Raw genomic sequence first — 21,510 nt, forward strand, 5'->3', positions numbered from 1 at the left:
AGTTCGTGCAAAAATCAATCTCTAACCCTGATTTTCATATAAAAACGCTCTAATATCATACAGAAATACAAAGGTTCTCTATAAATAGAAGAAAGGTCAACTTTAAAAGCGAAAAAATTGACCTTATTTATACAATGCGACTATACGATTTACCGTTTAAAACGGTGCCAATAGATAAACATTGATATCTATATCCCTTATATTCGTATAATACTGCCGAGCGATACTGCCTACCTTGTCTAACCGTACGGTAACTTCTTGACAGCCAGCAGGGATATGAACAGAGCTTTTTACAATACTAGGCTTAACTCTGTAACTGACTCGCTCATATCTAACACCAAAAGTAGTGTCTTCCCCAATCTTTGTGTCATTGCAGTATAATGAAGCGGTCATACCAAAATTAGATGAATACCATGCAGACGTAACCGAGCCACTCAAATGGACATCCAATTGAGATATACCCGCTGTATGTACAAGCGGTAATTTAACTTGATACGCTACTTCTGCATACCTGTCTACGCCACCTTCAGAAACAAAAAGTTTCTTTTCATGAGTAAAATCTGACTTTGTAAGTGAAGTCGTTTCACCACTCACAATGATTGGTAAAGCTGAAGCTGTACATGTAAATAAGCTCAGCAACAGCAAAGGTGCATATTTCATTTTACATATCCTCAATAGAAGACTAGTTTGGCTGCTTCTCTATAATGTGCACATTAAATTGTAGATCAGTCACTCTAGTGTAAAACTGCCGACTCAAATGGCCCACTTTATCTAGTCTAACCGTCATAGTCTGGCACTCACCACCGGTATTCAGGTCATTAGAAAAACTCGGATTAGCTTCGTATGAAGTTCGGTCGTAGCGGAAGCCTGTTGCTAAATCTTCACCAAGAAATATTGGCGCTGCAAGGCCAGGTCCAGTGCATGTAGCCGATAGTGATACAGCCATAGAACCAACGAACCATCGTGTATGGTACTTGCCACCAACTTTATAAGTAAGGTCTTGCCCAAAATCACCATCCATCTCAAATGTCGCTTCATATGCCACAACAGCTTCCCGGCCTGCATATGGTTTTGTTATGGGTGTGAAGTCTTGAAAACGAAGCTCGACAACATTACCACCAACAGACACACTACCAGGGTCAGCAAACGCATTTACTGCACATAAAAGACTACCTATCGCTAATATTTTTTTCATAAATTTACATCATAATTTTTAAAAGTGGGAATTGACGTTGAATCTTTAAAGCGAACAACGCCTGTAATAATGGCATCATTAGCACCATTAACTGTACGTACATTGACATTAAGATCTGAGCACTCAATCCGATTAAGCTTTATTTCAGAGTGAACAAATGCAAGCTGACTTGCCGTCGTCACTATTTCTTCATTAGTAAACTCAATATTGTTTTTGGTTTTCTGATAAAGAGCTTGACCGTTGCATTCCACAGAAACGTCAACTTCGTGCAAGAACTCACTATGCAAAATATCTTTTGCTGCCCCAACACAAGTACTGCCTTGCCACTCAGTACAAGCTGGTAGCATTTGAAAAACTGAGTCTCCTTCACCTTGGATTCGAATATCAACTTCTAATACCGACGCATTAATCGTATTCATGGTCTCTAGCGCATAAGAATAAGTTGCACCGTTTTGCACCATATCTTTATTTGTAAATGAGACTTCCATTTCAGATGCGTTAATTGCTGCGCTAGTCGTCATAAACGCTAGTCCTATTGCGGCTACTTTAAACATAATCAAACTCCTCCCGATGTGTTGTTGAGCCCTTTAACTGACAATGAGAAATTGATGTCTTGGATTCGAGTGTAAAATTGGCGGCTAATACTGCCTTCTTTGTTAAACTCGATCTTCAGTTGAGTACATGCACCCACATTATGTCTAAGTTCTGATATCTCTGGGCTAGCTGGCGTTGACACTCTGTTAATACGGTAGCCATACACTTTATCCATACCGATGGGAATCCCACTGCATGATACTTTTGCGGTCATCCCAAAATTAGAAGCAAACCATCTAGCCGTTAGCTCACCTTTGCCCTGAAACACCAAACTTGACTCGGCTCCCACAACATCGATTAAAGCTTGATATCCCGTTGTCACTTCACGATTAGCCCAATTTGTTGTAATAGGCTGAAAATCTGCCATCGATAACGTAATTACATCTTGGTTTACGGTCACTACTTTTTGTTGTTCTAGTGCATATGCTTGGCTCATACATCCAATCATACCGACTAAAATACATAGTTTTTTCATAAATAATTTCCTTATACTTTCACTTATTTGAAAGACTTAAATACTTTCTAAATTCGTTAAAATCGGATCTTAATGATCTTTCCTCAATACCTCTGGCAACGAGGAAAAGACAAACTTTATTTATTAACAAATCAGTTAGCGCCACGCAATATGAATTATATAAAACAAGTTAAGCTAATTAACAAATAAAAAACAAAAGCACCACACATAACCATTTAAAAATAAATTGACATTCAAAGAAAAATTAAAAATAAATACAAATGATTTAAAAAATATAAAATCAGCACCTCGTACGTAGTAAGGTAGCTACGACGAGGAACAGAAATTAATTTATTATATTTCTTCTGAAATAGTAACATTAAGATTAATATAACTCGGTGCTGACCCCGTAAATCTAAATTTAACATGCATATTTTCACAGCTTCCACCGGTATTTTTACGAGTAGAAATGACATATTTACTACCTGAATCAGACCCTGAGAAACTTCCGCACGATGCCGATAGCGACATTGATTTATTTGAGCGACCTACCAGATCATAAATTAGGTCTTGACCAAAATCCCCATCAACTGGGAATGACACTTCATACCCAACAAGTTGGCGATAAGTGCGAGGTGGTTCAAAATAACAAGGATCGTAAATTACACGTGTTTCATAGACAGGGTTAAAATTAGACTTAGTCAATGTATAGCGAGCGCCTCCAATATAAATAGGGGCTGATAACATTGAAGGTTGTGCCGCAGCGAGCATTTCCGCATCTGATACAGAAGCAAATCCTGGCTGCCCTGGTTGCCCTTGACAACCTGGACGACCTGGACGACCTGGTTGTCCAGGTTGGCCTGGGTTTTCATAACAACAGTGAGGTCCGAACACAATATCGTTAAACTCAGCTTGCTCTGTATTGTTTAATTCTACTTGCGCGGAATGGTCAATTTTCGATAGTGCTAAATCACTCTCTTGCTCATTTGCAGCAGATTGAAAAGAGATGGCCCCTACCGAAAGTACAGCCAATGTAATAAGATTTTTCATAAAGTAGTCCTTTTATTTTTTATTTTAAATGTAACTGTTAAAAAACGCTCTGTTGATTTTATTTTTAACTTTAGTAGCCAAAGTAAACAATTAAATCAAAATTGAAATTATCAACATAAGCTTCTGTATCAGCAACTGAGCTGTGAATCTTTTCAATTTTAACATTCAAGTTTTTACAAACTCCATTTGTACGTAATCTATTGTAAATAGAGAAACGTGCATTTCTAACAACTCCTGCTCTTTTAATAATAATGTCAGCATCACGACCAATATCAACGCTTGATGCATCATCAGAACAAACAGCTGACATTTCGGCAAACATTGGGGCTGCCCCAATACTGCCTTTGACTTCAGATTTCATATCGAAAACCAGCTCTGGATAACCGTAGAACGGGTCTTCTAGATCCACATGTACTGGAATATTAGCTTCATAACCAATGACATGACCTCGTTCTATAATAGGGTCAAAGTCACTTTCATTATATTGAAACTTCTCACCACTCACATATATAGGTACTACGGCATTAGCTGAAATAGATATAAACAAAAAAAGCATAGATAGATATTTCACTTTTAATTTTCCTTATTGAAAAGTTAATTACAGATATTAATTATATTAACTGCCCCAAAATCAGGAGCGTAATATATAGTTTTAGTCGATTCCGATGGCGATATAGTTATATTGTCATCGGTCGTTACTTCGTATGTAGCTGTTGCTGGTAAAGAGATTTTTTTATTACCTTCAACAGTAAATAGAAATGATTTTTCAAACTGGGCTGTGAATTTGTCCATGGTAGGGAAAGTCTCTACCATTTTAAATTTAATGCTTACCTCTTGTGGCCCGGTATAGCCAGCACAACCCCAAATATAAGTATCTACAACCTGATTCACTGGCACAAATGACTCACCCACATTTACAATAAAGTCATTTTGACTGATATGAGTCGTAATATGCTTAGCACTGACCAAGCGCTCATCGTGTGTCTCAAGCGTTATTACTGCGCCATTTTCCACTTTTACTGGAAATTCATAAAACCCGTCGCTACCGGCTGTGTGTAACTCGTCATTTATCTTAAATACCGCATTTGGCACACCATTTAATACAGTATCAACTACACGACCTTTTACTGTCCCTGACAGGAGATCATCCATTTGCTCTGTGACCGTAACAGTGACTGTACTACTGGTCTGCAACCCGCCTGCGTCTGATACGGTTAAATTAACATCGTAAAGCCCTGCTATATCAGGTGTGAAGTTCAATAGCCCAGTACGACTATCATCCATGACGGTGTTTGAACCTGCTGGTGCAACAAGCTTCCATTGATAAACCAGTGCTTCGCCCTCTGGGTCATAGCTAGCTGTTGCATCAAGGGTAACTTGATCTCCAAGACGTGCACTTTGGCTATCTCCACCGTGAATATTAACCACTGGCGCTCTATCTTGTGTTACTAAAACAGTTTGTGTAACTGTATCGGAGTATTGTGTGCCATCGTGGGTTTTGAGTGAAAATACATAGGTGCCCGTATGACTGGCTTGCAACATTGCTTTACCCACTACAGATGTATCAAGCACCTCATTAGCTGGCTGCGAAACAACCTGCCATTCATAGGTAAGGTCTGCACCTTCAGGATCTGAACTGCCCGTCCCATCCAAAACTATCTGAGAGCCGAGAGCGACTGTAGATATAGGCGCTATTTGCGCGATTGGTTTTTGATTTGCCTTTACATCAAACATTTGAGTATTAGACGTTGTAGAGTGCAGTCCATCTGAAACTCGCACTGCAACTAAATATTCCCCATCAACGTCCGGAGTAAACTCTGTAACAGCTGACTGACTTGACACTATCTGCGCAGCGCTACTTTGCGGAGCACCTAATAATAACCACTCATAGCTGAGCTGTTCACCTTCTGGATCAAAGCAAGATACACAGGATAAAGACACGGTTTCAGATAGTTTAACCACTTTATCCGAACCTAAAACGGCAATCGGTACCTGATTTTCTGATTGAACTATAAATTGATGCACCACCTCATCCTGAGCTCCATGCTGATCGGTAACCGCTAATTGCACATCGTAAACACCGTCGATATTCGAGGAGAAAGATGCTCTCTTTGCGGATGCTTTACTCACAACCGGTTGACTATTCTCAGGAGCCGATAACACAGACCAGCGATAGCTCAAACGATCTAGGCGGTCCGGATCATGGCTTTTAGAACCATCTAATCTAATAATCTCATTAGGTGCTAATGTTGATTTTTCAACATTAATTATTGCCATTGGCGGCGAGTTTACATCAATGGCATCACTGGTGATCACAACCGAATCCTGTGCCGTCAACCCAGCTTTATCCGTCACCGATAATTGCACTATAAATGTACCTACAGCATCCGCGACAAAATTAGTTTTAGTACTTTGGTTTCTAAAGATCCGTGCACTACTATCCGCTGGTTTATCAAGAATTTTCCAGTGATATTCCGATATTGTTCCATTACTTGCTTTGCTATTTGCCCCGCTTAATGAAATCACCTGCCCTTTTTTAACAGTAAAGTCTCTGCCCGCATCAGCAACAAGTGCAGCTTGCTCTGGTACCAAAAACTCAAACTGAGCTGCAGTGCTATCTTCATGCCCATCATTCACATACAGTCGCAAAGAGTAATTACCTTGCTCCGCGACACTGACGGCTATTTCATTGCCGGTATTTTGTTCTAGGGGGATCACTTTCTGATCGATCACTCGCACTAAGCTCCAGTGATAAGTTAAGGCATCACCATCAGCATCGGAACTATCCGTGCCATTGAATTTCAATGGCGTTTGAATCGCTTTAATCGGAGTCATATCTACAATTTTCGCGACTGGCTTAATGTTACTTACAAGTACTGTGTTTCCGGTGTCACTGTGGCCTTCGCTGCTGCCACATGCTGACACAACAAAACAAAGGGGAACTAATATGCTTTCTGTCCATTTCATTTACTTCATCTCCTTAGTGGCTACTTATTGTAGGCCGCTTCTCTAATCGCTTGATTCAGCGCCATAGCTTGCTGTCCTAGTACTCTTGCTTGCGCCAACAAAATATCCTGTTGCTCCTTCAAGGCACTATCAGCACCACTATCAATATTTTTTGACAATGACACTTGTTTATTTCTTTCGCTCATATGTGCACTAAACACACTCACTTTTTGCCGCTGCTCTTTAATCGCATGTCGATATGTATTGACGTCTTCAGTCAACTCAGGGAAGTTTTCAATAATGAAGTCGTAATATTTGTCTTCTTCGCTGGTATCGATATCAATGGCGTTTTGTACTATATCCTGTACATTCGTCTCTTGTTCTACGCTGACTTGAGCACCTTTCTCTCTACTTTTAATACCAACAGGTTTAGCTATCTCTTTACTCGTAGTAAGTTCAATATCTTCTAAGGCCACTGCAGTTGTTGAAGTGGAAGTTACTGCCTCATTGGTTAAAGCAATCTCTTTACTGGAAAGCCCCACATAACCAATAATAGATACGGCGATAACAGCAGCAATTGCTTTGATTTTCATATCCAAATCCTAAAATTAAACATGATTAAAAGGGGGCAGAACCCCCTTTAAAAACGCAAATTAATTACATTGCGTGTTATCAACACATACCTTAACTTGTACTAATGCACTGCCTTCTTGTACATTCCATATTTTCTTATCAAAACGTTTATAAATTTTTCCGTATTGACGAGAAACATGTGACGTTGTACCCGTTGCTTTAGTACCACCGAGTGCATTCAATGCTTTAAGAACAATGTTGCTATAACGACAATATGTATTTCGACTGTTACATATCTCAGTTAACCCAGCTTCTTTCTTAGGATCTTGGAGCTCTGGCTTTTCTAGCTCAACATCATAAGATTTAGCATAGATCGACAAGAACATTTGCCACATATCGCTGTACATCTCTCTTTCGATTTCTTCTGCGATACGCGCAGCTTCATCAGGGTCATTTGTTTGTGGTTTAAGATCCAGCTTACATTCCATTCCCATATTGTCTCTTGCCGTCTCAACAGTGTTATCCCAGCTCGATGTTTTACGCTTAAACCAGCTCCAACCCGTAGATTTTCCTACACTTCTCCAGTAACTATTCATACGGTCAACATTAATAGAACACTCACCAGAAATTGGACCAGGATAGGCATAGTAGTTATACGACAACCCTAAATTAGCAACAAATACTGCGCGATTTGGTTGTGGTTCCCAAAGTTTACGTGTGACTTTCCAAGAAACAGATACATTGTTTTCTGTACCTGAATAATTCTCTTCTACTGTCTGGCTGTAATCACCACAACGTGCATCACGAGTAACAAAGAAATCAATTCCGCCTGATGCAAATGACCCTTCATCCATTGCATCAAAGTGGATAGTGTCACCTATTTCTTCACGCTCAAACGGCATTGCCCAATCATTCAAGATATCTTTATTGATCAGGGTATCCGCTGGGTAACTCCAAACATTACGTGAAAATAAACTCTCTCCAGATGCCGTCACATTAGGGTTATTTCGTGTGACCCCTGAGTTCACCCGCACATTAAACAAGTTCAACTGTTTAGCTGAGAATTGGTGGTTATTTGAATTTCTCAATGCAGTTGATAACAGGTCTCGTTCTTTATCCCAAATGTTATAACCCGCACTGGCTAATCCAACTAAAGCCTTACCATGTTCTTTGACAACGTCAGTTTCTAATGTCCAAGCATTTTTAGAAATAACAGATTGCGAGTTAATGATTAAACTATGGAAATTGACATTACTTTCAGCCAATACCAGCTTTTCTTTGTATGCGTCGTATGCCCCTTTCGCTGTTAGATAGCTCGTTCTGATATTGCCAACTTGCGTTTGCAAATCACTAATCGTCGAGGCTACAGCCGCTTCAAGAGGCTGGTACTTATTGGTCACTTTAGTAATACATTCAAAGTACTTGGCGAAATCACCACCGCTACTCGTAAAGCACCCTTGACCTTCCGATATTCTTGCTCGCTCTAACCTGTCACGCTCAGCAAAGGCTGCACTTAATTCAATGTTTAGCTGATTCCACTGTGCTTTCAATATATTGTATGTATCAATTAAACCTTGATTCGCTAGCGCTGCATCAGTAATCACCTTACGCGCCTTCTTGATCTCATTAAGACCTTCAAAGTTGGCGCGTGGAATACCATAAGTCAGCTGATACCAGTTACTAACAAAATCACCTTTTAAATACGCTTGCTCTTGTAATACCGGTGTTGCCAGCTGACGGTAGGCTTGAGTTTTAGTATTTACATAGTTATCACAACCAGGGCCTGCTCCTCCTAATTCTGCGTATAAACCATTGATTTGTTTCACAGGTACCGGTGCGACATGCAGCGTTAAAGGGTTCTCACTGTCAGACATAATATTGCCAACACCTGCTGGCGTTGACATGCCAAGTGCATCAAGTGGATTACCTGTCGTTAAATCCGGTAAAGCATTTGCTGCTGTACTTTGCAGTAACGCAGCGACAACCGAAGTTGTTATTAATTTTCCGTACATCTTTCATTTCCTTTATTACGGTTTGGGTGAATAAATCCTTACTCTTTAAAATCAGTTACAAGCGGCTACGTAATCTGTTAACCGCATTTGTAAGCACAAGCGCGTCTCTGCCGATTGATTGACCAGATAACCAACGCGTTTGCTCTGACAAATAAGTATGCAAACTTCTAATTCCAGCCTCGTTCCAACTTAAATTACCTTGTAAAACTTGACGCAAACGCGCAAGCTCTACTGTACATAGAGATGAAGAACTTCCGGCACGGCAGTTATTTGTAAAAACAGCCTTTGAACGCTCTAAATCGGCTTGGGCGGTTGTGATTTGATCAAGGAATATTGGATCTTCAATATCAAACGTTAAGTTGCTTAACAGATCTAACGTGTTATCGATTGAGCTGATTAATTGAACGCTGTTAGTGGATGGTTGTGCAATACTGACTAGCGATTTTATCACGCCATTATGTGTCACTAAGTGGGAGGCTAACTGGCCAAAATAGCTTGGCTCAGGATAAGTCAGCAACTGATTAACATTGAGTTGACAGCCGGGCTTTATTGCCTGAAAACCCAAAACACCATCTAATCCATTGAAAACTAAATCAGCATCATGGTTTCCATGCACCATAGATAAGGTATTAATTTCATCAATGCGTGAACCGGCAATTCTATTGGTCTCGGATGCATCGGAGCCAGCACTCAACGTATAACGTACAGACAGAGGTCGTAGAGACTCACAGACAAAGTTATAATTCAAAATAGTTTTAAAAGAACCATTCCTGACAAGTCCGTCACTCGAGTACGCTGTATTGCGGTCGGCTGTCATATTGTGTGAAGAGAACTGACAAGGAGGAACAAATCGTTCTCCCGTGCCCGTCATTCTTGACGCACACTGTGTGTCTGCATTAAAGACTTCTACTGGAGCTGCTTGAGCTAAGGTAGCACCTGTCAAAGACAAAGTGGCTAGCAGTAACATTTTCATAATATATCCTTTATTAATACTTATAGTTGATCGAAATTAGCGGTTAAAACTTGACGACTGACGGTGCCTTGTCCATCAGTCACTTTTACAACGGCATTTATCGTGGCATTATTTGCAGAACAAGCATGGAAAGCACTTTGGCTAAAGGTAATTTGCAAATTATTTAGTTGAGAATTTGCAGTTACTCCTGAAGGTAAAAGCGACCCTGACATTGTGCCGGCATGGTATATGGAAGGAAAAATTTCAGAGATCGTTCTTGACATGTTCGGTGTCCAAAACATGCCATTGTATTCAAGATACTCCAACTCAATAAACTCTCGTGAATGAGTTAACGCTGATGCTTCAAACAAATCCCAATCAATTGTTACTAATCGGTCTTTATCAAACATTTCGACATTGCTAATCACTTGACTTCGAGCAGCGAGTTGATTCAAACGAGCGATTATTGTCTCTAACTGAGTCAGTAACTCTGCCGTATACCCGTCACGAATCATAAGTGAAAGCAAACTTCTTGCTTCTATGGCTAACGTAAAGCCCTCATCCTGAATTGCTGCCATTTCAGGGTTTATTTTTCTAAACTCCTGACACAATAAAATAGGCTGTGTACCAAAAGCGCTTAAACTGGTGACACCCATATTATCTGTAACGTCACTGCGCTCAGTTAATGCAGCCAATACCGCTTTACCCGTTTGGTTTTTCGACAAATAAGCTATGTCTATTGCTGTTGCTAAACGTTCTAAATTAGCCTGAGAACGTAGAGCCTTATAATCCACTAACTTGCTACTCACAAAACCGGCAAAATCTGGCCGTCTCAATAACCTAGGTTCGATCACCTGATAATTGTCATTATAAATATTAGTTAATGCAGATGCTTCATTGTTAAGTGCAGTTAGTACTTGCTCAAACTTCAGCAAACGATAATCAAATTCAGGATAGAACGGCATCGCTTCAGGTGCTGTGATCTTCGTATAACAAATACCTGTGTCACATTTTTTCAATTCAATATCGATATGTGGTGTAAGTAATTGCGATTTTTCGAGCATTTTATCTTGTAGAGCAAGCGGCAAAACATTAATCAGCCTAGACAATGTTCTGACTCGTCTATTCAAATGACCCACACGACTACTGGCAATTTGAGCTGGTGTATAGCGCTTTAATAAATCCCAATAACGTAGTTTCACAGTTAATACAGAATCAATTTCTGCTTTTAACGATTGACGCTGAGCTGTATTAAAATAAGGGTACTTATCAATATTAAATTTAATATCTATGATTGATCTATTTAACTGTTCTTCCAATAATAGACCTAACGAATAGCGTCTATACAACCCAGCAAAACGTAAAGGAGCGGCTAAAGAGTCTAGTTTAGTAAGAACATCCAACCTAAAGTTTACCCGTCGGAATTCATCACTTGCTGGACTAAAGCCAAAATATTTTGGTTTATTGACAAACTCACCATATAACTCATCAAACAACTCTTGCTGAAAAATATGAAGTTCTGAAATAAGTTCTGGGTAAGTCAGTAAATCAGATACATGAAACCACGAATAATCATCACGACTTTGAAAGCCTTTGCCAGTGGAATGCAATCCTGAAATCACGTCACACGGTAAATCCAGTGATTTAAAACACTGTGGGCTATATTCCGGATCAGCTGCTGCACACACATCGGTACAATCTGACTCACTAAACTCCGAGTAACATTTTTGAGGTGAATAATTTACCAATTGAAAGCTTGCGCTACACATAGGCTCTTGTGCATAGGCAACCCCTAAGTTAAGTAACCCTATCGTGAGAATTTTCAACTTTAATCGACTTTTACTTTGCTTTTTCAACACAAAATCCTTCTTCATATTCATAAAAATACAATTTGATATTAAGGGAAAAATACTTATATGCGTTTAAGTTAGGGGTCCATCCTAATTGACAAAAACGGGAAAGTAAACATGCCGAAAACAACGAATTAACACCACATTAACCTTATTTTTGTATGCATACTATTGTATGCAATAAATAAAAACATCATGAAATTTGTAAGGAGAAGCGCTGTTTCTTTCAAGGAGCCGTATCTACCACGACTATGTTTAGTGTAATAATTAATCGAAAGGGAGTTGTTTTTACTACTTATTTTATTAAGTCAAAACCCCCACACCTTGGGGGTAACAAAACTATAGTAGTACTTACTCTAAGCCTGTATTCTTTAAAGAAACATGATTTAATTACTCGAAAAATGGAATTATTCATCTGAAAATAATAATGAAAATATTAATTTTTTATCGATAAAGCAAGATTAGAAACATTGGAGTAGCATAAAAAAGGCTGGTTATCATACTTCCTTAAATAAAAAGTGGCATAACGCATCTTTTAAATTAAAAGATTTAAAGAGATTAAATTGAATATAAATTTAGGCTGTTCTTTAAAAATCCGAACTAGATAAAATTAATGATGTACAATGAAGAAAACCAACATCGCAATTACGCTAATAACAAATCTAAACAGCTAATAATTAGTAACAAGGCATTGCATCACAGGTAAAAATAATCATACGATACGCTAAATAAAATCACACAATTAAACGGAACATTGCTGAATTTGAGATTGAATACAACTGCTTTGTAAAGGCTTAGAAGTGTTCCCCCTTCATTAAAACCTATCTTTATCAGTAACATTGTAGCGACTGTAATCCAGGGAAAATAGATTATAAACTAGATCCTCTGGTATATTCATTTAATCACACTGATGGCGACAAGGGTTCTAGAAACACTTACGGTATTGATAGTACCATTCGACTTATAGAAAATTACGGAAAATACACGAATGGCTCATAGTCGCAGATTCGAGTTCAAAGATGTTGCTGACAGCAAAAAAATAAACGTCTCTAAAACAAGGTAAATTGTTGGTCATACAAAATACGAGAACACCAATTATTACATTTTTATTAAAAATATAATTCAATGAAGGTACCTCTATAAAAAAATGTATTTCCTAAAAATAAAAACAGGCCCCTCGTAATTTCAAGGCTCTTACATAATTGATTTTTGTTACATAAATATTAAGAATAATATGAAACTTAGCTAGTAAATGGCATAAATAAGTAAAACTCTATTTATTCATAAGGTTTATTGATCAACGTCGCATTAAAATGTGCCTCTATGCCTAGCATATTAAGCTTAAGCAAGCTGCTTGTAAGGGAGTTAAATAGTTCAGCTACTTATGTATTACAATGAATTGAATCACTTAAGCTGTGATAGGAAACAATTATTGTCAGAAATTAACAGTGAGTCACTGCTAACCTCCGAAATAATATATTAGTCTTTATAACCCCATGGCGCTTTTGGTGGCGTAATAGGCTTCGTTAAATCAAAATCAACTCTAAACTCTCGACCTTGACGCACTAAGCGGTAAGTGAACTGCTCATCATATATATACATTTGCCATGTATTGCCCATCGACTGGGGAATGCCTTGACGAGCAAATGACTCTTTTGAATACTGATCAGCAGGGAACGACTGTACATTTGCAAAACCTGCATCTGTTGTGTGACCGCCATACATGGTTGAATCATCATCAGTACCATCTTGATGGCGATGGTCATGCTTAAGGCTCAAACCGCTGCCCGTTTTAGTGATCAACCAAGTACGTGACGCATCACTGCCTACATGAAAAGGCACTTGCAATTCGCGCTCATTACAACGACGTACGTGCATTACTAACTTTTTACCTGCAAATGAATTTGGTCCAGTTGCATTATCAACTGTGATTTTACCTTCATACGCTTTACCACAGTGCGCTGCTATATTATCAAAAAAAGCGTCATGGCTAGGGATAGAGACCAAAGGTGCTGGGCGAGCGATAGCGACACTGCCCATTAACGTCAGTGCGGTTGCAACCACAAATTTCATAGTAATGTTCCTAAAAATTAAAAACCAAAGGGTAACTAGCCCTTTGGTTGTTTGCAATTAAATGCGCTTAACCCACTGCTTGATATAGTGGACCGCTAAAGTCACATTATTGCCATGGTCGCTCAGATTCTAATTTGCTCTCAAAGGCACTAATCGCGTCATTGAGCTGTTCTGTTTCACCAATAAAGTCTAGCCCACTTAATAGCCGGGCTTTTATATCGGCCCGAACATCAAAGTTAATCGCATCAAAATAAGGACTGCGTAACTGTTGTTGTACTAAGTCTACTTCAACTTGCATATCATCATGCTGTTCAGCGAGTGAGAATAAAGATTCTAATGTGTCAGCCGCGAGCGCGATACACAGCATTTGATTGTTGCCACAATTATTAAAGAAAATATCGGCAAAACTTTCGGCTAGTATAATACTGAAACCATATTGCTTAAGCGCCCATGGTGCATGCTCTCGAGATGAACCACAACCAAAGTTATCACGGGTTAGTAAAATTGATGCACCTTTATAGCACGCTCGATTTAATACAAAGTCAGGATTAGACGCACCATCATCTAAATAGCGCCAATCATAAAAAAGGGCTTTATCAAAACCATCACGGCTCGTCGATGTCAGAAACTGTTTAGGAATAATCTGGTCGGTGTCCACATTATTTTTATCCAGCGGTGCTAATAGGCCTTGGTGATATGTACTCATGATGCCTCCCCTCTTATATCCGTGAAGTGACCGGCAATAGCCGCCGCTGCAGCCATCGCTGGACTAACTAAATGTGTCCGCCCACCGCGCCCTTGCCGCCCTTCGAAATTTCGATTTGATGTTGAGGCACACCGCTTACCGGCGCCAAGTTTGTCATCATTCATAGCTAAGCACATCGAGCAACCAGGCTCACGCCATTCAAAACCAGCAGCTTTAAATATATCTGCTAGGCCTTCTTGCTCAGCTTGCTGTTTCACCAAACCCGACCCTGGCACAATCAACGCTTCAACACCGTGCGCAACTGTTTTACCTTCGACCACTGATGCCGCAGCACGCAAATCTTCAATACGGCTATTGGTACAAGAACCAATAAATACAGTATCCACTTTTGCATCTGTTAATTTTTGCCCAGCTTCAAGTCCCATGTACTGCAAAGCACTGCGGATCGCATCAGCTTTAATTAAATCGCTTTCTTGCTCTGGGTTCGGCACAACCTCATCAATACCAATCACCTGTTCAGGGCTGGTGCCCCACGTCACTTGAGGCTGTATATCTTGCGCATTCAGCTCAACCACTCTGTCAAATTGCGCCCCTTCATCTGAATGAAGCGTGCGCCAGTATGAAACAGCCGCTTCAAACTCTTCCTCACTAGGTGCAAACGGGCGGCCTTTTAAATACGCATATGTGATGTCGTCTGGCGCAATCAAACCGGCTTTGGCACCCATTTCAATGCTCATATTGCACAGCGTCATTCTCGCTTCCATCGATAGTGCTTCAATACCAGCACCACAGAATTCAGCCACATAACCAGTACCACCAGCAGTACCAAGTACGCCAATCACTGCCATGATCAAATCTTTTGCTGTCACTGTTGGGCGAAGCACACCATTAATTTGTATTTTTAACGATTTGGCTTTTTTTTGCTGTAAAGTTTGTGTTGCTAATACATGTTCGACTTCAGAAGTACCAATACCATGTGCCAATGCACCAAAAGCACCATGGGTAGAGGTATGACTGTCACCGCATACAATCGTCGTGCCAGGCAGAGTGATCCCTTGCTCCGGCCCCATAACATGAACAATTCCTTGGTTTATTGAATTTAAGTCATACAACACAATGCCAAATTCTTTACAATTTTCAGCTAATGCCATCAACTGGTTTTTTGATACCTCACTGGCCGCATCTAAAGACCGGCTTTTAGTAGAGACATTATGATCCATTGTCGCAAAGGTTTTTTCAGGGCAACGTACTGGACGATTTTTTTCACGCAAGCCTGAAAATGCTTGAGGTGACGTCACTTCATGAACTAAATGTCTGTCTATATAGAGTAAGTCGGTTTGTTCATTGATCTGTGCAACCACATGTGATTGCCAAATTTTGTCATATAAGGTTTGAGCCACGTGCTACATCCTCAAATAGAGCGGTAACCTGACGGAAGTCACCGCATTCGTTGCAATTAAATTCGCGATACTATGGCTTGTGCCACATCTTGTGTGGTGTAACCACCTTCTGGGTATATATCTGGTGTACCGACACCTGCTGCAACCGCCTCAGCGACAGCCTTTTCTATGGCGCGTGCAGCTTCATCTTGACCCAGCGAATAACGTAACATTAGGGCTGCACTTAGAATTTGTGCTATTGGGTTAGCAATGCCTTTACCGGCAATATCAGGCGCAGAGCCGCCAGCAGGTTCATATAAGCCAAAACCTGATTGATTCAAACTCGCCGAAGGGAGTAATCCCATGGAGCCGGTGATCATGGCACACTCATCAGATAAAATATCGCCAAACAAGTTATCGCATAACAACACGTCAAACTGACTTGGTTGCTTTACGAGCTGCATTGCAGCATTATCAACATAGATGTAATCCAACTGAACTTCAGGGTAATCTTGACTCACCTCTGTGACCACTTCACGCCAAAGTACACTGGATGCCAATACATTAGCCTTATCAACCGACGTGACATGATTATTACGTAGTTTAGCTGCTTCAAACGCAAAGCGAGCAATTCGCTCTATTTCTTTTCGAGAATAACGCTGGGTATCAAAAGCAGCTTCTTGATCACCTTCCCCGTCACGACCTTTTTCACCAAAATAAATCCCGCCCGTTAACTCTCGTACACACAAAATATCGAAGCCTTGCTCGCTAATATCTGCACGTAATGGAGAAGCACCACTTAATGCAGGTAATAATTGTGCAGGACGTAAATTACAAAATAATCCGAAATGTTTACGTAGCGGTAATAAAGAAGCACGTTCAGGTTGCTCACTCGGTGGTAAGTGTTCCCACTTTGGGCCACCAACTGAACCAAATAGAATAGCATCCGCAGCTTCACACGCTTCCAATGTTGTCTCGGGTAATGCTTTACCAAACTCATCAATGGCTGCACCACCAATCGCGTGGGTTTGACGATTTAACTTGAACTCAAATTTTTCACTCACAGCATCTAGCACTCTATCTGCTGCTGCCATAACTTCTGGGCCAATGCCATCTCCGGCTAATACGGCAACTTGGTAACTTGCTTGGCTCATCCTGCTTTCCTTTGTTGTTTCAAATCAGAGACTTTTTGCGCTCTGTTAATAAGATTATAAACACGGACCATAGCCCGTACCGATGCTTCAACAACATCAGCAGCAAGACCTGCACCGTGATATTGCCGTCCGTTGTACTTTGCAATGATATCGACTTGGCCAAGCGAGCTTGCACCTTGCCCCGTCGCGTCTAAGTTGTATTCTATGACTTCAACAGACATACCGATAATTCGCTCAATGGCTAGAAAGGACGCTTCTACCGGACCATTACCCGTTGCGGCTTCTTGTTTAGATTGACCTGCGACTGTCATACCAATAGTAGAACTGGCAACCGACTGGGAATTCGAGGTTGAATTGACAAATTCAAGCTTAAATTGATCATCATCATCACCCATTTGGTTAAAGTGGATCATGGCCTCAAGATCATAGTCATACACGGTACCCTTTTGGTCTGCCAATGCTAAAAAGCTAGTATATAGACTGTCCATATCGTAATCCGACTTTTGATAACCCAATTCAGATAAGCGATGCTCTATGACATGGCGACCCGAACGAGAAGTCATATTGAGTTGATTGTTTGGTACACCAACACTTTCTGGTGCCATGATCTCATAGGTATTCTGCGCCTTTAAAACGCCGTCTTGGTGGATCCCAGAGCTATGAGCGAACGCATTTTCACCCACAATTGCTTTATTTGGCTGCACTGACATATTACAAATTTTTGCGACCTGTCGGGATGCTCGGTAAATTTCTTCACTGCGAATAGCAGTATGCACTTTTAAGTAGTCTTGACGCATCTTCATGATCATGGCCACTTCTTCTAATGAACAATTACCTGCGCGCTCTCCAATACCATTAATGGTACATTCGATTTGTCTCGCACCCGCTTGCACCGCGGCAACAGAATTGGCCACCGCCAAACCTAAATCATTGTGGCAATGCACACTTAAGCGTGCCTTATCTATATTCGACACGTTATTCATTAAATGACGGATCATGGCTGAATATTCATCAGGTGTAACGTACCCTACAGTATCTGGCAAATTAATGGTCGATGCACCGGCATTAATCGCAGACTCGACAATACGACATAAATCTGCATGTGGGGTGCGCCCAGCATCTTCACATGAGAACTCAACGTCATCAGTATAATTACGTGCTAATTTAATTGATTTAACAGCCATAGCAGTCGCATCATCCAAGCTCATACGTAGCTTGTGCTCTAGGTGCAAGGGGCTGGTTGCAATAAATGTATGGATACGACCACGCTCTGCAGGTCGCAGAGCTTCGCCACATGCTTCAATGTCTTTGCTTACCGCGCGTGCCAAACCACAAATGATTGGATTACGTACTTCAGTCGCAATACGCTGTACGGCTCTGAAGTCAGCGGGGCTAGATACAGGAAATCCAACTTCCATAACATCAACATTGAGGCGGCTTATCACATGCGCAAGTTGCAATTTATCATCTTCTGTTAAACTGGCTTTTAATGCTTGCTCGCCATCACGCAATGTCGTATCAAAAATCCAAACTTTATCCTGCATACCCTATTCCTCGGCCCAAAAAATAAAAAACCCCGCAATGTGCGGGGTTGAAAGTAGTTGCTCAGTTACGCGCACTACGCCCCGCTCTTACATTTAATGAGTAAGAGGTTAAGCAGTAATGACAAGCGCGTTGTTTTTTTCATTGAGCAAAGTTGTCCTGTTGATGGATTAATTATGTTTTATCATGCATTCAAAACCAAGATCAAGCATATTTTTTTCAAAAACAAATCTAATATTCTTTTTTTAAGAAAAATAAAACCAATAAAAAAACAAATAAAGACTATATTAACCACTTCGTGTATCTAAAAAGAATAAATCCTAATCTTTATTTTTGATCTGTAGTAGATTTATAAAGCAATTAAATATCTATAAAAAGCAATATGCCGTTGTCAGCTCTGCTAATTAACTCTACTCGCTTCATTTGTGAATAAATTAGCTACACTCCCCAAGCCATGGCCTCTGCTGACATGTTTCTCGCAGTACGCTTAATTCAGATAAATTCTGAGTTGCCATATCATATTCAATTTGCGCATCATCATACTCATTATCAGTCGCTATAGTAAGAAATGCTTCAGCACGTGTATGTCGTCGGACAGCATCTCCAAAACGCGCTTCAACTGAGCGCCATATGTGATCATATTGGTGGTCAACTCGTACCTGTGCAGCATCCATCAGCTCATAGTGACCAGAATCTTGATAAGAACGCGTCGCCACACTACGAGGGACTTTCTTTAACTTATTTAAATCACTCGTAAATCCAGTATCCCCAAATACATAATCGGATAAACGCTGTAACGTATTCAAACAAGGCGTGATATCACTTCCTCTGCAATGCTGTTTATTACTATTTAATAATTGTGTCAAACCTGCGGGGAGTGGAGCATTTGAATTCGCATCAATACTTAACACTGCATTTGCTGCATATTTTTCAATTAACTTCACTTTAGTGATGGTTTTCTTAAAAAATAATAGACGTATTTTAATTTTCGTGACAAAACGCTTAAAATCAGCTTCAGAGCGAAAGTGTAAACGTGTATTAATAAATATATCTCGGCCATAATTAAGTTGATAAATAAATGCACCCCCACATGCTTTTTTATCATAATCCGCCACCAGCGAGCGGTTTTCTAATGTGCTATACCCTTCATCAAGCTTAAGGTGTAGTTGAGACGTTAAACTCAAATTATCGGTTGAATTTCGGTGATTAATCGATGTTGAAACGCTACCTGCAACAATAAATAAGTTTACCCCTGCATGGATCTCACCGAACGTTCTACGACTTATTGCTACAGAGTTCTGATGCTGTAAGTAGTCAAGCTCGCCAGACATCGCACTATGAAATTTTAGATCCCCCGTAACACAACTGTCCTGCTCTTGGTGTAACTCTTGGTCAAACCCTTTCCCTAAATCAGATTGGCTATATCGTTCACTATAATAACGCTGGGCTACAACACCGCACGAAAAGCACAATATTAAAAAGCTAAATAATAGTCTCATGCTCAGTCCTTGTTAGAGCCAAAGTCTCTGACTTTAGCTCTATCATTACTTTAGTCTGTGCCAAATACCGTACCGTAAGTACTCAATGCACCCTCACATAATCGCCAGTTTAATATACCTACTGCAGGTGTCTTGGCATTTATGAACGTTGGCGCCCAGCGCATATTGCGATATTTAACACTCTCATCTTCACTGATCACCCCCGCACGAACGGCTTCCTGTCGAGCTAATTCACACTGTTTCCAATCCAAACGATCTGATGAAGGTAGCTGTAGTTGCGTAACATCGTAACTTGCAGGACAGGTTTTTCCACGACGCGTACAATCATCTTTCATTTTTTGCACTTCAACCTCACATGATGTACCAAACGGGTTATCTCGGCAAAACTGTGCGGCATTGAATAAAAACCATGCATTGTCATACGCCAATTTTTGGATTTGTTCCACTGCGTTACTTTGCGAATCCGGTAAATAGGCGTAATAACTGGTTAAAAGACTCGTAGCGCGCTGCTCATCTAGCACGGCTTGCTTAAAATCATCTTCCAACTCACTGATCATCCATTTCGTTGCATTACGTACTTTCTGATAATCAGCAACTAATGGTCGAATAGCTAATGAAGCACTGTCGTAACGTGTAGTGTAATAACGCACTACATTGTAATCACTCAATGAGTTAAGCTGTGTTCTAAAGCCATCTTTTGAATACTTCACGGCCTCATAAAACATATCAAAACACGGCTTAGGGTTATCCAAGGAGCACGTAATAATATTATTAGGTATAATACTCAGTAGCTGTTTTGGATCACCGCCATGTTGAATCGCTCTCACGGTGATTTTTACTGATGACTTTGTATCATCTTGCAAATATTTAAGCTGTCCGCCTACGTTAAATACACCGCCATATAAATCAACATCCAGATAACCACCAATTTCAGATTTATCGCGATTACTGCCATAATCTATTTTTAAGTTGACCATAATGTTAGCGCCATACTCTATTGCACTCACAAACTCGTCACCTGCTAACTGTTGAATGCGCGCTTGGTGCTTATTCGCTATTTCACTCCCTGCATCAGTAAGCGTATACCCCACATTACTATCCTCAGGCAAAAACAGTCGTTTTTTAGGCGTACTCGTTGCGCTAAATGTATATGAACTAGAATATGTGCTCGATGCCATTTCTTTCGCTAACGACGCACCGGCCGAAACTCGCACGACGGGAAAGTTAACATCAATATCAACACTGCCATTCAAGGTACTGAGCAAATCATCATAGCTCATGTCAATTCCGGTTTTGAATTTAACTTCTGTATTTCCAAACGTTTCGTCCACACGTCCAGATATTGGTTGCACATTCAAAAAACGCTTGGTCTGGCTATCATATGCAGTGCCGATTGACACATGATCATTGATTAACCCCGATATAGTTGAGCCTGCATTTGACTGCTGACTTGCTAGTGATGACTCTTTTGCTAATGCATACTGGCTAGTCAATCCTACCACCAGCATTGTAAAATATATTGATTTCATGG

The 21,510-nt window shown here is 40.3% G+C and carries 18 protein-coding genes; all 18 read right to left on the reverse strand.

All coding sequences use genetic code 11. The features are described 5' to 3' along the window. Positions 1–156: 156 nt before the first annotated feature. The 18 genes from J8L97_RS10535 to J8L97_RS10620 all read right to left on the reverse strand — a co-directional run bounded on the left by J8L97_RS10535 (position 157) and on the right by J8L97_RS10620 (position 21,508). Complete coding sequence (locus J8L97_RS10535) at positions 157–660, reverse strand: hypothetical protein (protein ID WP_211049474.1); 504 nt, start codon at positions 658–660, stop codon at positions 157–159. 22 nt (positions 661–682) lie between these two features. After that, entirely contained in the window at positions 683–1,195 is a 513-nt protein-coding gene (locus tag J8L97_RS10540; protein WP_211049477.1) for a hypothetical protein, read from the reverse strand. Beyond that, positions 1,192–1,749, reverse strand: coding sequence for a hypothetical protein (locus J8L97_RS10545; RefSeq protein WP_211049480.1), 558 nt, complete (start codon positions 1,747–1,749; stop codon positions 1,192–1,194). The genes J8L97_RS10540 and J8L97_RS10545 overlap by 4 nt, the downstream gene beginning before the upstream one ends. A 2-nt stretch (positions 1,750–1,751) precedes the next feature. After that, positions 1,752–2,264: a hypothetical protein gene (locus J8L97_RS10550; protein WP_211049483.1), complete on the reverse strand. Its 513-nt coding sequence runs from the start codon at positions 2,262–2,264 to the stop codon at positions 1,752–1,754. Positions 2,265–2,597: 333 nt separating this feature from the next. Further along, positions 2,598–3,293 carry a collagen-like protein gene (locus J8L97_RS10555; protein WP_211049486.1) on the reverse strand — a complete coding sequence of 232 codons (696 nt, stop codon included), beginning with the start codon at positions 3,291–3,293 and terminating at the stop codon, positions 2,598–2,600. Between the two features lie 70 nt (positions 3,294–3,363). Then, a complete protein-coding gene (locus tag J8L97_RS10560; protein WP_211049489.1) occupies positions 3,364–3,864 on the reverse strand; it encodes a hypothetical protein in 501 nt (166 codons plus the stop codon). Between the two features lie 23 nt (positions 3,865–3,887). Beyond that, positions 3,888–6,260 (reverse strand): PKD domain-containing protein, encoded by a 2,373-nt coding sequence (locus tag J8L97_RS10565; RefSeq protein WP_211049492.1) that lies wholly within the window; start codon positions 6,258–6,260, stop codon positions 3,888–3,890. A gap of 20 nt (positions 6,261–6,280) precedes the next feature. Further along, positions 6,281–6,832 carry a hypothetical protein gene (locus J8L97_RS10570; protein WP_211049495.1) on the reverse strand — a complete coding sequence of 184 codons (552 nt, stop codon included), beginning with the start codon at positions 6,830–6,832 and terminating at the stop codon, positions 6,281–6,283. Positions 6,833–6,892: 60 nt separating this feature from the next. Beyond that, on the reverse strand, positions 6,893–8,824 hold the full coding sequence (locus tag J8L97_RS10575) for a hypothetical protein (RefSeq protein ID WP_211049498.1): 1,932 nt from the start codon (positions 8,822–8,824) through the stop codon (positions 6,893–6,895). A 55-nt stretch (positions 8,825–8,879) separates the two neighbouring features. Next, a complete protein-coding gene (locus J8L97_RS10580) occupies positions 8,880–9,797 on the reverse strand; it encodes a hypothetical protein (protein WP_211049501.1) in 918 nt (305 codons plus the stop codon). Between the two features lie 20 nt (positions 9,798–9,817). Further along, a complete protein-coding gene (locus J8L97_RS10585; protein WP_211049504.1) occupies positions 9,818–11,632 on the reverse strand; it encodes a hypothetical protein in 1,815 nt (604 codons plus the stop codon). Between the two features lie 1,473 nt (positions 11,633–13,105). Beyond that, positions 13,106–13,699, reverse strand: a complete 594-nt coding sequence (locus tag J8L97_RS10590; RefSeq protein ID WP_192506227.1) for a hypothetical protein — start codon at positions 13,697–13,699, stop codon at positions 13,106–13,108. A 106-nt stretch (positions 13,700–13,805) separates the two neighbouring features. Continuing rightward, positions 13,806–14,405 (reverse strand): 3-isopropylmalate dehydratase small subunit, encoded by a 600-nt coding sequence (gene leuD, locus J8L97_RS10595; RefSeq protein ID WP_211049507.1) that lies wholly within the window; start codon positions 14,403–14,405, stop codon positions 13,806–13,808. After that, a complete protein-coding gene (gene leuC, locus J8L97_RS10600; RefSeq protein WP_210997862.1) occupies positions 14,402–15,805 on the reverse strand; it encodes a 3-isopropylmalate dehydratase large subunit in 1,404 nt (467 codons plus the stop codon). The genes leuD and leuC overlap by 4 nt, the downstream gene beginning before the upstream one ends. Positions 15,806–15,861: 56 nt before the next feature. Next, the gene (gene leuB / locus J8L97_RS10605) at positions 15,862–16,938 is read right to left on the reverse strand and encodes a 3-isopropylmalate dehydrogenase (protein ID WP_192506230.1); all 1,077 of its coding nucleotides are present in this window, start codon (positions 16,936–16,938) and stop codon (positions 15,862–15,864) included. Beyond that, positions 16,935–18,482, reverse strand: a complete 1,548-nt coding sequence (gene leuA / locus J8L97_RS10610) for a 2-isopropylmalate synthase (protein ID WP_211049510.1) — start codon at positions 18,480–18,482, stop codon at positions 16,935–16,937. Before leuA ends, leuB begins: the two co-directional genes overlap by 4 nt. 432 nt (positions 18,483–18,914) lie before the next feature. Further along, entirely contained in the window at positions 18,915–19,979 is a 1,065-nt protein-coding gene (locus J8L97_RS10615) for a hypothetical protein (protein WP_211049514.1), read from the reverse strand. A gap of 50 nt (positions 19,980–20,029) precedes the next feature. Next, positions 20,030–21,508, reverse strand: coding sequence for an internalin (locus tag J8L97_RS10620; RefSeq protein WP_211049515.1), 1,479 nt, complete (start codon positions 21,506–21,508; stop codon positions 20,030–20,032). Positions 21,509–21,510: the final 2 nt, after the last annotated feature.

This window comes from Pseudoalteromonas sp. MMG012, assembly GCF_018100875.1.
GTDB classification, from domain to species: domain Bacteria; phylum Pseudomonadota; class Gammaproteobacteria; order Enterobacterales; family Alteromonadaceae; genus Pseudoalteromonas; species Pseudoalteromonas aurantia.

What these genes read in the sequence shown, in the direction of transcription:
- J8L97_RS10535 (WP_211049474.1), bottom strand. Translation starts at nt 660, where the DNA reads ATGAAATATGCACCTTTGCTGTTGCTGAGCTTATTTACATGTACAGCT.
- J8L97_RS10540 (WP_211049477.1), bottom strand. Translation starts at nt 1,195, where the DNA reads ATGAAAAAAATATTAGCGATAGGTAGTCTTTTATGTGCAGTAAATGCG.
- J8L97_RS10545 (WP_211049480.1), bottom strand. Translation starts at nt 1,749, where the DNA reads ATGTTTAAAGTAGCCGCAATAGGACTAGCGTTTATGACGACTAGCGCA.
- J8L97_RS10550 (WP_211049483.1), bottom strand. Translation starts at nt 2,264, where the DNA reads ATGAAAAAACTATGTATTTTAGTCGGTATGATTGGATGTATGAGCCAA.
- J8L97_RS10555 (WP_211049486.1), bottom strand. Translation starts at nt 3,293, where the DNA reads ATGAAAAATCTTATTACATTGGCTGTACTTTCGGTAGGGGCCATCTCT.
- J8L97_RS10565 (WP_211049492.1), bottom strand. Translation starts at nt 6,260, where the DNA reads ATGAAATGGACAGAAAGCATATTAGTTCCCCTTTGTTTTGTTGTGTCA.
- J8L97_RS10570 (WP_211049495.1), bottom strand. Translation starts at nt 6,832, where the DNA reads ATGAAAATCAAAGCAATTGCTGCTGTTATCGCCGTATCTATTATTGGT.
- J8L97_RS10575 (WP_211049498.1), bottom strand. Translation starts at nt 8,824, where the DNA reads ATGTACGGAAAATTAATAACAACTTCGGTTGTCGCTGCGTTACTGCAA.
- J8L97_RS10580 (WP_211049501.1), bottom strand. Translation starts at nt 9,797, where the DNA reads ATGAAAATGTTACTGCTAGCCACTTTGTCTTTGACAGGTGCTACCTTA.
- J8L97_RS10590 (WP_192506227.1), bottom strand. Translation starts at nt 13,699, where the DNA reads ATGAAATTTGTGGTTGCAACCGCACTGACGTTAATGGGCAGTGTCGCT.
- leuD (WP_211049507.1), bottom strand. Translation starts at nt 14,405, where the DNA reads ATGAGTACATATCACCAAGGCCTATTAGCACCGCTGGATAAAAATAAT.
- leuB (WP_192506230.1), bottom strand. Translation starts at nt 16,938, where the DNA reads ATGAGCCAAGCAAGTTACCAAGTTGCCGTATTAGCCGGAGATGGCATT.
- leuA (WP_211049510.1), bottom strand. Translation starts at nt 18,482, where the DNA reads ATGCAGGATAAAGTTTGGATTTTTGATACGACATTGCGTGATGGCGAG.
- J8L97_RS10615 (WP_211049514.1), bottom strand. Translation starts at nt 19,979, where the DNA reads ATGAGACTATTATTTAGCTTTTTAATATTGTGCTTTTCGTGCGGTGTT.
- J8L97_RS10620 (WP_211049515.1), bottom strand. Translation starts at nt 21,508, where the DNA reads ATGAAATCAATATATTTTACAATGCTGGTGGTAGGATTGACTAGCCAG.